The organism is Synechococcus sp. H55.7, assembly GCF_047462395.1.
In the GTDB taxonomy this organism is placed as follows: Bacteria; Cyanobacteriota; Cyanobacteriia; order Thermostichales; family Thermostichaceae; genus Thermostichus.
This window is the reverse complement of record NZ_JANSJD010000002.1, coordinates 37,376-53,509: the sequence shown is the minus strand read 5'-3', so window position 1 is coordinate 53,509 and position 16,134 is coordinate 37,376. Positions and strand designations below refer to the sequence as shown.

General features: G+C 60.2%; 15 protein-coding genes. 11 read left to right on the top strand and 4 right to left on the bottom strand.

What is annotated here, in order from left to right; genetic code table 11:
* Window positions 1-97: 97 nt before the first annotated feature.
* Together NW851_RS01175 and NW851_RS01170 are read left to right on the top strand one after the other, a co-directional pair.
* On the top strand, window positions 98-4,006 hold the full coding sequence (locus tag NW851_RS01175; RefSeq protein ID WP_414336647.1) for a PAS domain S-box protein: 3,909 nt from the start codon (window positions 98-100) through the stop codon (window positions 4,004-4,006).
* Window positions 4,007-4,016: 10 nt separating this feature from the next.
* Window positions 4,017-5,213, top strand: coding sequence for a response regulator (locus NW851_RS01170; protein ID WP_414336645.1), 1,197 nt, complete (start codon window positions 4,017-4,019; stop codon window positions 5,211-5,213).
* Here the strand turns inward: NW851_RS01170 and NW851_RS01165 are convergent, their stop codons facing one another.
* On the bottom strand, window positions 5,214-5,570 hold the full coding sequence (locus tag NW851_RS01165; RefSeq protein WP_414333417.1) for a HesB/IscA family protein: 357 nt from the start codon (window positions 5,568-5,570) through the stop codon (window positions 5,214-5,216).
* A 141-nt stretch (window positions 5,571-5,711) separates the two neighbouring features.
* On the opposite strand from NW851_RS01165, the gene rnz reads away from it, so the two are divergent.
* From rnz to dusB, 5 genes are all read left to right on the top strand, one after another.
* Window positions 5,712-6,668 (top strand): ribonuclease Z, encoded by a 957-nt coding sequence (gene rnz, locus NW851_RS01160; protein WP_414333432.1) that lies wholly within the window; start codon window positions 5,712-5,714, stop codon window positions 6,666-6,668.
* A 47-nt stretch (window positions 6,669-6,715) separates the two neighbouring features.
* A complete protein-coding gene (locus tag NW851_RS01155) occupies window positions 6,716-7,588 on the top strand; it encodes an RDD family protein (protein ID WP_414333415.1) in 873 nt (290 codons plus the stop codon).
* Window positions 7,589-7,678: 90 nt separating this feature from the next.
* The gene (rpmG, locus tag NW851_RS01150) at window positions 7,679-7,873 is read left to right on the top strand and encodes a 50S ribosomal protein L33 (RefSeq protein WP_011430486.1); all 195 of its coding nucleotides are present in this window, start codon (window positions 7,679-7,681) and stop codon (window positions 7,871-7,873) included.
* Window positions 7,874-7,902: 29 nt separating this feature from the next.
* On the top strand, window positions 7,903-8,118 hold the full coding sequence (rpsR, locus tag NW851_RS01145; RefSeq protein WP_414333413.1) for a 30S ribosomal protein S18: 216 nt from the start codon (window positions 7,903-7,905) through the stop codon (window positions 8,116-8,118).
* 27 nt (window positions 8,119-8,145) lie between these two features.
* A complete protein-coding gene (dusB, locus tag NW851_RS01140; protein ID WP_414336644.1) occupies window positions 8,146-9,225 on the top strand; it encodes a tRNA dihydrouridine synthase DusB in 1,080 nt (359 codons plus the stop codon).
* A gap of 59 nt (window positions 9,226-9,284) precedes the next feature.
* On the opposite strand, the gene leuB is transcribed toward dusB, so the two are convergent.
* The 3 genes from leuB to petB all read right to left on the bottom strand — a co-directional run bounded on the left by leuB (window position 9,285) and on the right by petB (window position 11,818).
* Complete coding sequence (gene leuB / locus NW851_RS01135) at window positions 9,285-10,394, bottom strand: 3-isopropylmalate dehydrogenase (protein WP_414333409.1); 1,110 nt, start codon at window positions 10,392-10,394, stop codon at window positions 9,285-9,287.
* A gap of 188 nt (window positions 10,395-10,582) precedes the next feature.
* Complete coding sequence (gene petD, locus NW851_RS01130) at window positions 10,583-11,095, bottom strand: cytochrome b6-f complex subunit IV (protein WP_414333407.1); 513 nt, start codon at window positions 11,093-11,095, stop codon at window positions 10,583-10,585.
* A gap of 75 nt (window positions 11,096-11,170) precedes the next feature.
* Entirely contained in the window at window positions 11,171-11,818 is a 648-nt protein-coding gene (gene petB / locus NW851_RS01125) for a cytochrome b6 (RefSeq protein ID WP_414333405.1), read from the bottom strand.
* Window positions 11,819-12,005: 187 nt separating this feature from the next.
* Between petB and NW851_RS01120 the strand changes: the two genes are divergently transcribed.
* The 4 genes from NW851_RS01120 to NW851_RS01105 all read left to right on the top strand — a co-directional run bounded on the left by NW851_RS01120 (window position 12,006) and on the right by NW851_RS01105 (window position 16,134).
* Window positions 12,006-13,307, top strand: coding sequence for a S41 family peptidase (locus tag NW851_RS01120; RefSeq protein WP_414333403.1), 1,302 nt, complete (start codon window positions 12,006-12,008; stop codon window positions 13,305-13,307).
* Between the two features lie 164 nt (window positions 13,308-13,471).
* The gene (locus NW851_RS01115) at window positions 13,472-14,026 is read left to right on the top strand and encodes a phycobiliprotein lyase (protein WP_414333401.1); all 555 of its coding nucleotides are present in this window, start codon (window positions 13,472-13,474) and stop codon (window positions 14,024-14,026) included.
* Between the two features lie 16 nt (window positions 14,027-14,042).
* Window positions 14,043-14,555, top strand: coding sequence for a tetratricopeptide repeat protein (locus tag NW851_RS01110; protein WP_414336643.1), 513 nt, complete (start codon window positions 14,043-14,045; stop codon window positions 14,553-14,555).
* A 232-nt stretch (window positions 14,556-14,787) separates the two neighbouring features.
* Window positions 14,788-16,134, top strand: a complete 1,347-nt coding sequence (locus NW851_RS01105) for a hypothetical protein (RefSeq protein ID WP_414336642.1) — start codon at window positions 14,788-14,790, stop codon at window positions 16,132-16,134.

Below are 16,134 nucleotides of genomic sequence, written 5' to 3'. Positions count from 1 at the left end.
GGGCAGCTTTTTTCCGCAACTTAACTGAGCGATTCTGCGGAAGCCAGAAGATAAGCTGGAAGCAGCCGCCACCAGAAAAGAGCTGGGGATAGAGATAATGCTGCCGGGCTGGGCCAGCTTTATGCTTGGGGGGATTGTTTTGGTTCTCGGAGCGCTTCTAGGGCTTGGCTGGCTCCGGCGGCGGATCCCTCTCTTCAAGAGAGTTTTCAAGCTCATTTTCAAGGGATCGCTGCCAACTTCCAGCCCAGAGGCCCGTTTCCGCGCAGCGCTGGAAGCCAGCTTAGATGCCATCTATCTCTTGGAGGCGGTGCGGGATCCTTTTACCGGCGAGATTGCGGATTTTGTCTTTGTGGATGTCAACGCCAAGGGGGAGGAGCTGATTTCCCGCCGCCGGGAGGAGATCCTCGGCCAAAGGCTGTGCGAGCTGCTGCCCATCAACCGCACGGCTGGCTTTTTTGAAAAATACAAGCGGGTGGTGGAAACCCGCATCCCCCTGGAAGAGGAGTTTCCCATCTCCGGCCAGCCAGGCTTGCAGGCCAGTTGGATCCACCACCAGGTGGTGCCGGTGGGGGACGGGATCCTCATCACCAGCCGCAACATCACAGAGCAGGTCGATCGGGAGCAGGCACTGCGGGAAAGCGAGTCCCGCTACCGCGCCCTCTACGAGGCAATCCCGGATATGGTTTTGGAGATCGCTGCCGACGGTCGCATCCTCGACTGCAAGCCGCCCCGCTACTTCGCCACTCTGCGCCCCCCCGAGGACTACATTGGCCGTCGGCTCCAGGAGATTTTGCCTGCTGCGTTGAGGGAGCAATGCGAGGTTCTGGGAAGGCGGGCTCTGGCCAACCAGAGCGTCGAATACCTGGAGTACGAGATCGAGCTGCCAGGCGGGGTGCGGCAGTATCGCAGGGCCTGTATCGTTGCCCACGGCAGCGAGAAGCTCTACGTCTTGGTGCGGGACATCACAGAGCGCAAGCAGGCCGAGCTGGAGCTCAAAGCTGCCGAGGAAAGGCAAAGAGCTATTTTGGCGGCCATCCCGGATCTCATCTTTCACCTCGATAGCCAGGGCGTTTGCCTGGGAGTGAGCTGTGGGGGGGAGGTGCGGCCCTACGGCTTGCCAGAAACTTACCTGGGGCGCTCACCCCACGAACTCCTGCCCCCAGACCTGGCGGAGCGGCGGCTTGCCTATATTCGCCAAGCCCTGGCCACCCAAACCCTGCAGCGCTACGAGCAAAGCCTGGAAATCGATGGCGAGGTGCGCCACGAGGAGGTGCGCATTGCCCCTCTGAATGCGCAGGAAGTGGTGCTCATCATTCGCGACATCACGGAGCGGGTGCAGGCACAGCAAGCCCTGCAAGAGAGCGAGCAGAAGTTCCGCGCCCTGTTTGAAAATGCTGCCGTGGCCATCCTCATTCGCCATGCCGAAACGGGCGAGATCTTGGAGGCTAATCCGCGCGCCCTTGCCGCCTATGGATTTTCTAGCCTGGAGGAGCTGCGGGCCTTCGACGTTTTGGAGCAGTCCCCCTATCGCCAGGCCCTGCAGGGAAGGGGGTTCTCGCTGCAGCCTCACCTGGAGCAAGCTCGCTCTCAGGGATCTGCCCGCTTTGAGTGGCACTGGCAACGGCGGGATGGCCGGGAGTTTTGGGAAGACGTCTTCGTCCAGCCGCTGGTGCTGCGGGGGATCCCTTGCTGGGTGTTTACCGCCGTCGATATCACCGCCCGCAAGCAGGCCGAAGCAGAGCTGGAGCAATTCTTCTCGGTAGCTTTGGACTTGCTCTGCATTGCCGACGAGCAGGGGTATTTTCGCCGCCTCAACCCTGCTTGGGAGACTGTTCTGGGCCGTTCCCTCGAGGAGCTGCAGCAGCACCCCTTTTGGGAATGGGTGCACCCGGAAGATCTGCTGGCCACGCAGAAGGCGATGCAAAAGCTGCTGCAAGAAGGACGCCTGGATGGCTTAGTCAACCGCTACCGCACCCAAGACGGCAGCTACCGCTTTATCGAGTGGCGCGCCTCTCTGGCGGGATCCCTGGCCTACGCTGCCGGGCGGGACATCACCCTGGCCAAGCAGACGGAAGAGCAGATGAAGGCGGCTATGGAAGCTGCCGAGGCGGCCAACCGCGCCAAGAGCGAATTCTTGGCCACCATGAGCCACGAGATCCGCACGCCCATCAACGCCATCATGGGCATGGCCAGCCTGTTGCTGGATACCCCCCTGGATCCGCAGCAGCGGGATTGGGTGCAGACCATCCGCTACGGCAGCGAGGTGCTGCTCAGCCTCATCAACGACATTTTGGATTTCTCCAAGATCGAGTCTCAGAAATTGGAGCTGGAAGAAACGCCCTTTTCCCTGCCCCAGCTCATGGAGGAGCTCTTGGATCTCATGGCCGCCCAAGCCCAGAGCAAAGATCTGGAGCTGGTGGCCTGGGTGGATCCCAGCTTGCCAGCCAGCCTGGTGGGGGATCCCAACCGCCTGCGCCAGATCCTGGCTAATCTCCTCAGCAACGCCATCAAGTTCACCCCGCAGGGAGAAGTGGTGGTAACCGTCGAGGCCCAGGAGCAGTGGGTGAGCTTCCAGGTGCAAGACACCGGCATCGGCATCCCGCCGGAAAAGCAGGATCGCCTCTTCAAGCCTTTCAGCCAGGTGGACAGCTCCATCAGCCGCCGCTACGGCGGCACGGGCCTGGGTTTGGCCATCAGCCAGCGCCTCTGTCAACTGATGGGCGGAGAGATCTGGGTGCAAAGCCAGCCGGGCCAGGGATCCACCTTTGGTTTCCGTGTCCCGCTGCGTGTTCCGGATCCGGCCCTCTTGGCAGCCCCAGCCCTCGATGCTGCTCTAGCCGGCAAGCGGGTTTTGTTGGTGGAAGACAACGCCAGCCAACGGCAGCTCCTGGCTCGCCTGCTCCAGGCCTGGGGGATGCAGGTAACGGCCTGCAGCTTTGCAGCAGAAGCCCAAGCTCTGGCCAAGGCCCAGACTTTTGAGCTGGCCCTGGTGGATACCAGCCTGCCTGATGGCGATGGACTGGCCCTGGCCAAGGCTCTGCAGCAGGAGCAGCCCCCCCTGAGGCCTTTGCTGCTGGTGGCCCGCAGCGCGGCTTTGGCAAGTTCTGGCTCTTTTCCTGCCCTGAGCAAGCCGGTCAAGGCCTCGCAACTGCGGGCTCTGCTTTGCCAGGAAAAAGTGCCTGCCGTTACTTCCAACTTGGAACCCCAGCTTCCTTTGGCCAGCCGCTGCCCGTTGCACATCTTGGTAGCCGAGGACAACCCCGTCAACCAAAAAGTCATCCGCCTAATGCTGGAGCGGCTGGGCTATCAGCCGGACATCGTGGCCAACGGCCTGGAAGCTCTGCAGGCGCTGCAACTGCGCGCCTACGACCTGGTCTTGATGGATCTGCACATGCCGGAGCTGGACGGCCTGGCCGCCACCCGCCGCATCCGCAGCGAACTTCCCCCAGATCGCCAGCCACGCATCCTTGCCCTCACCGCCGATGCTTTCCTGGAAAGCCGTGCTGCTGCCGAGGCCGCCGGCGTCGACGGCTACCTGACCAAGCCCCTGCAGCCGGCTGTGCTGGAGCGCGCTTTGCAGGAAATCTCTTCTTCTTGCACGGAAGAAAAACCGGAGCCAGCCTTGGATCCCGACACCCTGGCCAGCCTACGCAGCATGCTGGGATCCCCCGAAGACTGGCAGGAGATGGTGCAAACCTACCAGCAAGACAGCCAGGCCCTGCTGGGATCCCTGCGCCAGGCTCTGGAGCGGCAAGATGCCCAAACCGTGGCCCAACTGGCCCACCGCTTCAAGGGCAGCAGCAGCACCCTGGGGGCCAAGTCGCTAGCTCAGATGTGTCAGGAGCTGGAGAACCTCTCTCGCCACCCCTCTCCCGCTTTTGTAAACTGGGATACCCTGAAGCAGGCCTTGCAACGGTTGGAAGCCGAGTACCAGCGAGTTACCCTGGAGTTATCGGCTGCCGCGTCTGGGCCTTCTCCTGTTGCCAGTACCCATGCAGAAGCTTAATGCCAAGCCTATGTCAGATTGGCGGGGAGGGAGCTTCTCTGGAGCCGAGGAAAAGCCGCTGCTGCTGATTGCCGACGATGATCCCAGCCAGCGACTTTTGGCTCGCTATGCCCTGGAGCGGGAAGGCTACCAAGTTGTAGAAGCGGACAGCGGCTTGGCTTGTCTAGAAGTCGTAAGCCGCCATCAGCCGGACATGGTGCTCCTGGATGCGGTGATGCCGGATCTGGATGGGTTTGAGTGCTGCCGTCGCCTCCACGCCCAAAACCCCGACATGCCGATTTTAATCCTCACAGCTTTGGCAGACGAAGCCTTTGTCAGTGAGGCCTTTGCCGCCGGTGCCAGCGACTACATCCCCAAGCCCATCCACTGGTCGGTTTTGAAGCGGCGGCTGCGCCACTTGCTGCAAGCCAACCAGGCCCAGCGCCGTCTGCAGCAGATTAACCAGGAACTGGAAGCCAAGGTGCAGGAGCGCACCGCCCAACTGGCCTGCCAGGTGGCAGATCTGGAGCAGCTCAACCGCCTCAAAGACCACTTTCTGGCCAGGGTCTCCCACGAGCTGCGCACGCCTTTGACCAAGATCAAGCTAGCCCTGGAACTCCTGGGCCGCACCCCCATCAACGAGAAGCAGCGGCAATACCGGGACATTGCCCTGCAGGAGTGCGAGGCCGAAATTCAGCTCATCAACCACCTATTGGATCTGCAGGGCCTGGAAGGGAAAGACCTGGGCTCTGCCGTTGCAGCTATTGACCTGCCCCACCTCTGGCACAGCTTGATCGAGTCGGCGCAGCAATGCACCCAGGCCCGCTCCCTCACGCTGCAGGTGGGGGATCTGCCCCCCTCCCCCTGGCGGTTTTACAGCCATCCGCAGCTCCTGACCCAGATCCTCAAAGAACTGCTGGACAACGCCTGCAAGTTTACCCAGCCAGGTGGCACGATCCGTCTAGAGGTTCAGCCAATCCCTGAAGGGGTTGAGTTTAAGATCGCCAACACGGCTCAGATCGAGCCGGAACATCTGCCCCGCCTCTTCGAGCGCTTCTACCGCGTGCCCACTGCGGATCCCTGGGCCCAGCCAGGTAGCGGCCTGGGGTTGGCTTTGGTGAAGCAGTGGGTGGAGCATCTCAAGGGCCACGTTCGAGTCAGCAGCGAGGACGGGTGGACGTGTTTTGTACTCCGCCTACCCAGCCTAGAGTTGTCCGGCAGGATGTGATCAATGGCCGACGGCAGCGGCAGTTTCGGCGGTGGCAAAGGAAGTGCCGCAGCCACAGCTAGCCACCGCGTTGGGGTTCTTGAATTTGAAACCGCCCCCCAACAGATCCTCGGAAAAGTCGACGGTAAGGCCCTGGATCAAAGTCATGCTCAAGGGATCCACTGCCACCCGAATATCGCCAAAGTCAAAGGTATGGTCGTCAGGGTTGGCCTGGGGCTCGAAGTTCATCACGTAAGAGAGGCCAGAGCAGCCGCTGGGCTTGACCCCCAGCCGCAGGATGGGCTGGGATCCCTCCTTCTCGTACTTGCTGCGCAGGCGTTTTAGCTCTTGGATGGCGCTCTCGGTCAAGGTGATCATGGCGGGAAAGCTGACACTTACTTTTCATCCTAACAAGGGTTTTGGGCCGCCTTTTCCCTGCGCGCGGCAGGAACAGTTGATAAGCTAGGGATCCCATTCCTTCAACTTTACCGTTCTGCCCTTGTGACGGATCCCAACGCCATTCGTGTTACCTTCCTGGGCACCAGCTCCGGCATGCCCACCCGCCAGCGCAATGTCTCTGGCGTGGCGGTGCAGTTTCCGCAGCGGTCGGAATGGTGGCTGTTTGATTGTGGCGAGGGCACCCAACACCAACTGTTGCGGCTGGACGAGCTGCGCCCCAGCCAGTTGCGCCGCATTTTCATCACCCACATGCACGGGGATCACATCTACGGCCTGCCGGGGCTGTTGGCCTCCTGTGGCCTGGGCAGTACCCCCCAACACATCGACATCTACGGCCCCCCCGGCCTGGAAGAGTACCTGAAGGCGGTGCTGCGCTACAGCGAGACGCGGATCCCCTATTCCTTCCGGGTTCACACCGTAGAAACAGGTCTCATTCTTCAGGATCCAGAATATTGGGTTTTTTGCGCGCCCCTGGATCACCGGGTGCCCGCCTTCGGCTACCGCGTGGTGGAACAGGATCGGCCAGGCACTTTCGACGTGGCCAAGGCTCAGGCCGACGGGATCCCGCCCGGCCCCCTCTACGGCCAGCTCAAGGCCGGGCAATCCATCTTCTGGCAGGGCCGCCACTTCCACGGGCGAGATTATGTGGGGGATCCCATCCCAGGGCGCAAGTTCTCCTACTGCACCGACACCATCTTCTGCCGCAACGCCGTCGATCTCTCCCGTGCTGCTGACCTGGTCATCCACGAGGCCACCTACGCCGAAGCGGATCGCGAACTGGCCCAGCGCGCCAAGCACTCCACTGCCGCCATGGCCGCGCGGGTGGCCGCCGAAGCCAAGGCCCAGACCCTCATCCTCACCCACTTCAGTCCCCGCTACACCCCCGAAGCTCCCATCACCCTAGAAGACTTGCTGGCGGAAGCTCAAGCGATTTTTCCCAACACAATTCTGGCCCGGGATCGGATGACCTACGCGATCCCGCGCCGCAGCCCTGCTCCCCTGCCGGTGGGGGTCTAGACCCGCCTTGCTAGCTAGAATGATAGGACTGACAGCCTCAACCTGCGATGACGGATCCCAGACCCTATCCTGAACGGCCTCCATTTCCAGAGCGGCCCAAAACCGAGCAACTGGATCAAAACGCCAGCGAGTGGCAAGCTTTCAGCGCCTTGCCCCCGGCAACCTCCTTGCCTCCTGTACAAGCAGAGCGACCGGCTTCCCAAGCAGCCAGCTCGCCCCAGGCCGAGGAAAACCTGCCCAAACTGGCCCCCTGGGGCAAACGGATCGGGGCCTTTGCCCTGGATTTTGGGCTGGGGCTGGGGGTCTCCTACCTGGCGCAGGGCTTGGCTTCTCTGGTGGGAGCCGATGCGGGCGCCGTGGACATGACCGGCTACATCGCCTTCTTCGCCACCTGGCTGGTGAACCGCGGCTACTTCCAATCCCGCCCCGCTGGCCAAAGCCTTGGCAAATGGCTGCTGAACCTCAAAACCTTGGATCCCGAAACCGAGGCACCGCCCCACCTGGTTCGCTCCCTGGCCCGCGAGGGGGTGCTCTCCCTATTTGTGCTCACGGAAGCCCTGCTGGTGCCCCTGGCGGCCGATGGCCTGTTCGCCCTCTTCGACAAGGAAAAACGCCAGAGCATCCACGACCGGGCCGGGCGCACCCTGGTGGTGGAATCGGAGCAGGGCTACCACCTGGATGAAAAAGCCCTGCGGTTGCTGCAGGACATCCTGGAGGGGGACGCCGCCGAGGACGTCAAGTCCGCCGCTCGCGAGCTGTTGCGCCAAGCCCAACGCAACGAGGCAGTGCGCGATCTTTCCCAGCAGATGCAGCGCCTGAGCAAGGACGTGGATCGGAACACCCGCAGCCTAAGACAACAAACCGGCAAGCAAGTCAAAAACTGGGTTGATTCCGTCAAAGAAAAGTTGGATAATTGGTGATCGCGCTTACGAGGTGAACCCATCTCCAGCCTCAACCCCTGGGGTTGGGGGTTCCCAAGTGCTTTTACTTCCTCCACCTTGGGATCCGTCATGGCCAAAGCAAAGGGTGCTCGCATCATCATTACCCTGGAGTGTACGGAGTGCCGCACCAACGTCAATAAGCGTTCTCCAGGGGTGAACCGCTACACCACCACCAAAAATCGCCGTAACACCACGGCCCGCTTGGAGCTGAAGAAATTCTGCCCCAAGTGCAACCGCCACACCGTCCATAAAGAGATCAAGTAGTTCAAGCCGCTTTACCGTTCCCCTGACCTATGGTTTACGCTCGTCGCCGCCTGTCTCCCATCAAGCCGGGAGAGCCGATTAAATACACCGATGTTGAGCTGCTCAAGAAATTTGTAACCGAGCGAGGCAAGATCCTGCCCCGCCGCATCACCGGCCTGACCGCCAAGCAGCAGCGGGAGCTGTCCGCCGCCATCAAACGGGCGCGCATCATGGGCCTACTTTACTTTGTCAACAAAGAAGGATAAGTTGCTGGTTGCTTTCTCCGGATCCCGATGAGCCTGCAGCTTTCGCCGCAATTGCAAGCTCGAATGGCCCAACCCCTTGAGATTGGCGGGGTGAAGATTTTTAGTCGCGTCTTTCAGGCACCCCTGTCGGGAGTGACAGACAAAGTGTTTCGGGGGCTGGTACGCCGCTTTGCCCCGCAAAGCCTGGTCTACACCGAAATGGTGAACGCGACCGGCTTGCACTATGCCCGCGAGCTACCCCGCATTATGGAAGTGGGGGAGGGGGAGCAGCCCATCGGCATTCAGTTGTTCGACTGCCGACCCCACTTTTTGGCGGAAGCAGCCCGTATGGCGGTGGATGAGGGGGCGACCTTGGTAGATATCAACATGGGCTGCCCTGTGAACAAGATCACCAAAAACGGCGGCGGCTCTGCCCTGCTGCGGGAGCCGGACACGGCAGCCCGGATTGTGGAAGCGGTGGCCAAAGCCGTGCCCGTACCTGTTACAGTGAAAACTCGCCTGGGTTGGTCGGATCAGGAGATCAACATTCTGGATTTTGCCCACCGGCTGCAGGAGGCCGGAGCGCAATTGCTGACTTTGCATGGCCGGACACGGGCTCAGGGGTTCAACGGCAAAGCCCGTTGGGATTGGATTCGCCGTGTCAAAGAGCATCTGCGCATTCCGGTAATTGCCAACGGGGATATTTTCTCACCAGCGGCGGCGGTAAAGTGTCTGGAGGAAACTGGCGCCGATGGGGTGATGTGCTCCCGCGGCACCATGGGCTATCCCTTCCTGGTGGGGCAAATCGATTACTTCCTGAAAACCGGCCAAGAAAGACCAGCTCCTACCCCCCTGGATCGGATTCAAATGGCTTTAGAACACTTGCGGGGCCTCTGGGAGTATAAGGGAGAACGTGGCATCCGTCAGGCCCGCAAGCACATGACTTGGTACATCAAAGATTTTGTGGGGGCTTCTCAATTCCGCGCCCTTCTCTGTCGCATCGAAACCTTGCAAGAAGGGGAAACCCTGCTTTTGCAAGCTATGGAGCGCTGCCAAGAAACAACCTCTCGACCGGAAGAGGCGCTTGAAACGACTGAGGGGATCGACCTTCTTCCTGAGGCGGGTTAGGCGTAGCTCCCCTCTCCTTTTGGGGGAGGGGGTAAAGCATCTCAATCTTGCTTGCAAGGCTACGACGCCTGCTGCTGGGACAGAGCTGCCACCAGTTTGTCTCCCATTTCCCGGCAACCCACTAAGGTTGTTCCCTCGGAATAGATATCTGGGGTGCGGTAACCCTGTGCCAAAACGGCCTCTACCGCCTGTTCGATGCGGTCGGCAGCTTGCGGCTGTTCCAGGGAGTAACGCAGCAGCAGAGCGCCGGAGAGCACCTGGGCAATGGGGTTGGCTTTGTCTTGTCCGGCAATATCGGGAGCCGACCCGTGTACCGGCTCGTACACCCCAGGGCCGGAGGATCCCAAGGAGGCCGAGGGCAGCATACCAATAGAGCCGGTCAGCATTGCCGCCTCGTCGGACAGGATATCGCCGAAGAGATTGCCGGTGAGGATGACGTCGAACTGCTTGGGCCAGCGCACCAACTGCATAGCAGCATTGTCGATGTAGAGGTGGGAAAGTTCCACGTCGGGGTACTCAGCCGCCATGGCATTGACCCGCTCCCGCCACAGTTGCGATACCTCCAGGACATTGGCCTTGTCCACCGAGCAGAGCTTGCGCCGCCGCTTGCGCGCCAGTTCGAAGGCCACACGAGCGATGCGATCGACCTCGGCCTCGCTGTAGACCATGGTGTTCACGCCGCGCCGGGATCCCTTGGCATCTGTGAAGATCCCTTTGGGTTGACCAAAGTAGATGCCCCCTGTTAGCTCGCGTACCACCACCAGGTCGATCCCCGCGATAACCTCCGGCTTCAGGGAAGAGGCCGCCACCAGTTGGGGGAAGACTTTCACCGGGCGCAAGTTGGCAAAGAGCCCCAGGCCGGCCCGCAAGCCCAACAAAGCCCGTTCTGGGCGTTTCTCAGGAGGCAGGGTGTCGTACTTAAAGTCGCCAACCGCTGCCAGATAGACGGCGTCGCTCTCCTGGGCCATTTTCAGGGTTTCTGGCGGCAAGGGATCCCCCGTTTCCTCATAGGCCGCCCCGCCGATCAGACCCTCCTGCCACTGAATGGAAAACCCCATCTGGGCAGCAACCGCATCCAAGACAGCCCGCCCCACCCGCATGATTTCTGGGCCAATCCCATCGCCGGCTAGGGCCGTGATCCGATAGGTTCGAGCAGTTGCGGCGCTCATGAGCAGTCAAGCTGAAGACAATGGCGTAGAAATACTACCATTTCAGCGGGCTCAGCCATCCCTTGGCACACAGGTTTGTGGAGAACTCCCCCAAAAAGCTCTCTCCAGGGATGATATAAGGTGCAGCCTGGCCACTGACCTGCTGCACCCTATAACAATAATGATGAGCAAACCCTCAAGCTAAAGCTCTAGAACAAGCCCAAGGTGACCCACTTATCCAAGGGCAAAGTGGCACCGATACCCAGGTAGAGGGTAACCAAGGTGCCGATCAAAAACACCGTCGTCGCCACCGGGCGGCGCAGCGGATTTTGGAACTTGTTGACGTTTTCGATGAAGGGCACAAACAAAAGACCGACAGGAATAGCAGACATCAGAGCAATCCCCAACAACTTGTTGGGAGCAATACGCAAAATGTGAAAAGCGGGGTAGAGATACCATTCCGGCAGAATTTCCAGCGGTGTGGCAAAGGGATCCGCCGGCTCGCCCACCCCTGCGGGATCCATGACCGCCAGGCCGACGATTAGACCGATGGTACCCAGGATCACCACCGGAAACATAAAAAGCAAATCGTTGGGCCAAGCAGGCTCACCATAGGTCATATGGCCCATGTTTTTCTTCAGCTTGGCTACAACCTTGGGGTTGTCTAGGTCAACTTTGCGGGTAATGGCCTCAGTCGCTATGACCTGCTTTGAGATAGCCATGAGAGTTCTCCTTGCAAAAATCCTGAACCAGAAGCTAAAGGGTCACCGTTTGCGGAGCCAAGAGACAAACTTTGCTCACAAAGGCCCAGAAATCCCTTGGCGGCGGATCATCAGAAAGTGCATGGTCATGAAGACCGCAGCCAGCCAGGGTAACACAAAAGTATGCAAGCTGTAGAAGCGAGTCAGAGTCGCTTGGCCGACAGCTTCGCCGCCACGGATAAGCTGCACCAACAAGTCACCCACCACCGGAATCGCACTGGGCACACCGGAGACGATCTTGACTGCCCAGTAGCCCACCTGATCCCAGGGCAGGGAGTAGCCGGTAACGCCAAAAGAAACTGTCAGCACCGCCAAGATCACACCGGTCACCCAGGTCAGCTCGCGAGGCTTCTTGAACCCTCCTGTCAGATAAACCCGGAAGGTGTGTAGGATCATCATCAACACCATCATGGAGGCGCTCCAGCGATGGATGGAGCGCAGCAGCCAGCCGAAGTTGACCTGGGTCATGATGTAGTTGACCGACTCAAAGGCCTCGGCCACCGTCGGACGGTAGTAGAAGGTCATGGCGAAGCCGGTGGCAAACTGAATAAGGAAGCACACCAGCGTCACCCCGCCAAGGCAGTAGAAGATGTTAACGTGAGGCGGAATGAATTTCCCAGTTGCGTCGTCGACGAAAGGCGTAATCTCCAGCCGCTCGTCCAACCAGTCGTAAACTTTGCTCATGATGCCTGCAGTTTTTGAAAAGTGGATCTTGAGGGCAGGGCAGGCCTGCTCCACTCAGCAATCTAACACAATTCTTTAACACCATCCTGACGCAAGGCTCAGCTTTGGGAGCCAGATCTCGATCCCGACAGGCCAGACGACTTTTCAATGCTGTGTTTTGTTCACATTTCTTAACTTTTTAGGATAGATGGTTGTGCAGAAGCTGAGACACACAGGGCTCCATCGGAGATGGTGGGGGATCCGAGCAAGGTTGGCCTGGGGCATCCGCATTGTTCTGCTGGGGTGTTTGCTCTGGGCGAGTTTGGGCATGGATGCCTGTCCAGTTCAGGCCAGTCGCTGGGGAGAAGAGCAGCAACTGCTGGCGCAGGCCTGGGCCTATGTGGATCGAGCCTATGTAGATCCGGGGTTTAACGGGCAAAACTGGTGGCAGGTGCGGCAACGGTTTCTCTCCCGGCCCCTGAAGGATCGGCAAGAGACCTACCGCGCTATTGAGGAGATGTTGGCGACGCTGGGGGATCCTTTTACCCGCTTTCTGGACAAAGAGCACTACCTTAGCTTGCAGACCTCTACAGCCGGGGAGCTGAGCGGTGTCGGTTTGCAGATCGCCATCGACGAGCAGGGCTCGGTGCGGGTAATTGCGCCTATGGAAGGCACTCCTGCCGAGCAGGCCGGGATTCAACCTCAGGACGAGATTTTGGCCGTGGATGGGGTGCCGGTGGCAGGGCTGAGCTTAGACGAAGTGGCCGAACGGCTGCGGGGGCGCAGCGGCACGCCGGTTACTCTGAAGCTGAAGCGGCAGGATCGCGTTTGGGAGGTGGAGCTGGTGCGCCAGTCGATCACCATCAACCCCGTGCGCACCCGTTTTTTTGAGCTGCCTCAGGGAACGGTGGCCTACATTCGCCTCAGCCAGTTCAACGGCAATGCTGCCGCTCAGGTTCGTCAAGCCATTCGGGCCGCTGAAGCTCAGGGGGTGCGGGGCTACATTCTCGACTTGCGCAACAACCCAGGGGGACTCTTACAGGCGGCCATCGAGATCGCCCGCTTCTGGATCCCCAAGGGCGACATCGTGCTGGTGACGGATCGCCACGGCATTCAAGACAGCATTCCCGCCACCGGCGAGGTGCTCACAGAGGCGCCGCTGGTGGTCTTGGTGAACCAGGGCAGCGCCAGTGCCAGTGAAGTGTTGGCCGGGGCACTTCAGGACAGTGGGCGAGCCCGACTGGTGGGAACGCGCACCTTTGGCAAGGGGCTGATCCAATCCCTGCTGGAGCTGGCAGATGGCTCTGGGCTGGCGGTGACGACGGCCAAGTACCTCACCCCCAGCGGCCATAACATCCATCACCAGGGGATCCAGCCGGATGTGGTGGTGGGGGAGGGATCCGTTCCCCTAACGGCAGAAACCCTGGCCGGGCCGGAGGACATCCAGCTTCAGCGAGCCCTGGAGCTGTTGGGGCAGCCCCAGGGGATCCCGGTGGCACAAGGCCGCTAGGAGGGGATTGCGTTCCAGGTCTCCACCCCGTGGAGATCTCAATCTTTGGCATTCGGGATGGGGACTCCTGTTTGTTTTCGATTCGTTTTAGGATCGGGAGCAGAGTTGCCTGGGCCACTTCTCGGCTCCGGCGTCGATCTCTGACTTTGTCCGCTCCCGCCTGCATGAACGCCATCCAACAATTCCACCACTTTTTCAACTGCTGCATCGGGGCTTGGCGCACCGAGCGCACCTACCATTACCTAGACCGTGGCGAGGTGGAGCGCTCCCGCACCGAGTTCACCATTCGCACCCTCACCCCTGAGCTGAAGCACAAGGTGCTGGCCGACAACAACTACCCCAACCACAACGTGGATGGTTTTTTGGGCTTTCACTTGGCTTTTGAGACGGTTTCCGAAACGGGGGAGGAGGCCGGGCAAGAGCTGAACATGCTGTTTGTCCCTCGGCAAGAAACCTCCCTGGGTCTGGAGGGAGACTATCTGCGGGATCGGGCCTATGAGGAAGATCGCCCGATGGTGGCGGTTTTCCGGTTCGATCCTGGATCCCTGCAACTGGTGATGACCACCACCTACACGCGCGTGGTTGCCGTAGATACCATCACCCTACTCAATCCTCGTCTGCGCCTGCGGCAGATCCTCACCTACCGACGCCCCCCTCAAGGTCAGCCTTTGCAGGAGCTGTTGCTGGTGGGGTTTGGAGTAGAACAGAAGCTGACCTAGCCTGCGGAGCCCGAAGATGGCCCTTCCCGAAAACCTGGGATTGACCCAGCACCTGGCCCTGATCCAGTCGAAGTTCGAGCGAGGAGACTATCGGCAGGCACTGGAACAGATAAAGCAGGCCCAAAGCCGCTACCCACAGTCGGGCAAGCTACGGCTCTGGCAGGCCCTGGCCCAAGAAGCCCTTGGCGAAACGCAGGAGGCCATCCGGTTGGCCCAAACCCTGCTGCGCAACCCGGATCCAGAAGTTGCCCAGCAGGCTCGCTATGTTTTGGGCATCTGGCAAGCTCCCCGTCTGCGGCGTCCGGCGGAGTGGTTGAGCGAAATTCCCGATCTCAGCCGGCTCGAGGAAGCTGACACCCCGGCGTACCGCTTGGACTATGGGCAATCTCAGCGCAAGGGCTCTTCCCCCAAATCTGGCGATTCCCTTGATCCTCGCGAAGCCGCTCCCCCGTTGGATACAAAGCCGCTCACCTGGGCGTTAATCGGGATCCTCTCTGCCCTGCTGGCCGTGATGGCCTGGCTGCCCTAGATGGGGGTACATAAGACTCCCCCAAGCTTAGGTTGCGGCAGGTCGGCAAGCTGTGGAGAAAACAGCAGGGCACCTCATGGGGATCCCAGTTAAAAGCTGGCGGGAGGAACAACGACCCTCGCCGCCGCGGAGTTGAGGGGAGATACTGGAAATAGATCGATGCGGGAGCGGATCGGGGTCAAGGGTTCCGATAGGCTCCCCGGCGCGTCTTGGCGAAAAGCGGAGGTTAAGAGTGGCTACCCAAACATTGGTGATGGACGCAGTAGAACAGTTGGGCCTGCGGGTCACTCTGGGAGATATTGCCTCCAGCACGGGCCTATCTTTACACGAGGCCAAACAAGAGCTGCTGAATTTGGCCCAAAAGGCGGAGGGGCATCTGCAAGTTTCCCGGCAGGGGGAGATCGCCTACGTTTTCCCGCCTGATTTTCGCAGCATTCTCAAGCGCAAAGAGCAGCAGGATCGGCTTGCCGCCCTGCGTCGCAAGCTGTGGGGGGGCTTTCTCTATGGGCTGCGCATCTCCTTTGGCATCCTGCTGGTGGTGTCGATTGTTTTGATCGTTTTGGCCTTGATTGCTCTGCAGATGGCCAGTAGCCGCGAGGAGGACAATCGCAGCCGGTCGCGGGGGATAGGGTTTTACTACTTTCCCAACCTTTGGGTTGGCAACCCCTTCTGGGATCCCTATCCCTACTACTACAGGGACTATTCCGGTCGGGCGCGCCCCCGCCAGGAACAAGCAGAGATGAACTTTTTGGAGGCGGTGTACAGCTTCCTGTTTGGGGATGGGGATCCCAATGCCAACCTAGAGGAGGAGCGCTATGCCCTCATCGGCCAACTGATTCGCGCCAATGGAGGGGTGATCACAGCAGAGCAGGTGTTGCCCTATCTGGATGTGGAGCCGGGATCCCCGGCCCTGGAGTATGAAGACTACATGCTGCCGATTTTGCTCAAGTTCGACGGTCAGCCGGAGGTGAGCGACGACGGGGATATCGTCTACCGCTTCCCGGAGCTGCAGGTGGCCGCCTCAGAGCGCCAGCCCAAGGGGATCCCTGAAGTGTTGCAAGAGAAACCCTGGGTGTTTAGCCGCGCTACACCTGGTCAACTGACCCTGTCGGGGGGATTGGGGGTGCTCAATTTCTTTCTGGCCGCCATTCTCTACGGAGCGCGGGAAGAGGTGGCCGCCGCCGCCGGCAGCAACGCCTTTTTGGCGTTTATCTACCCGCTGATTGGATTCCTCTTCCTCTACGGCACGCTGTTTTTGGCCGTGCCTGCCGTTCGCTGGCTGGCCTTGCAAATTCGCAATCAAGGGGTGGAGCGGCGCAATCGCATCCGGCAGCTTTGGCGAGAGCAACTGAAGCGTCCCACAGAGGCGCTGCTGCGCAAACTCAACTTTGCCCGCCGCTTCCGCCGTCAGGAAGTTGTGTCCGAGTCCGACACCATTTACTCGACCGACCGAGATCTGATCGAGCAGCGGGACTACCGTCTGGACGAGCCGGCATTCCGCACGCTGCTGGAACTGGAATCAGAAGCTCAGGAGGATCGCCCCGAAACCGAACCAGTGCGCAAGCAGCGTCCCCTCTAG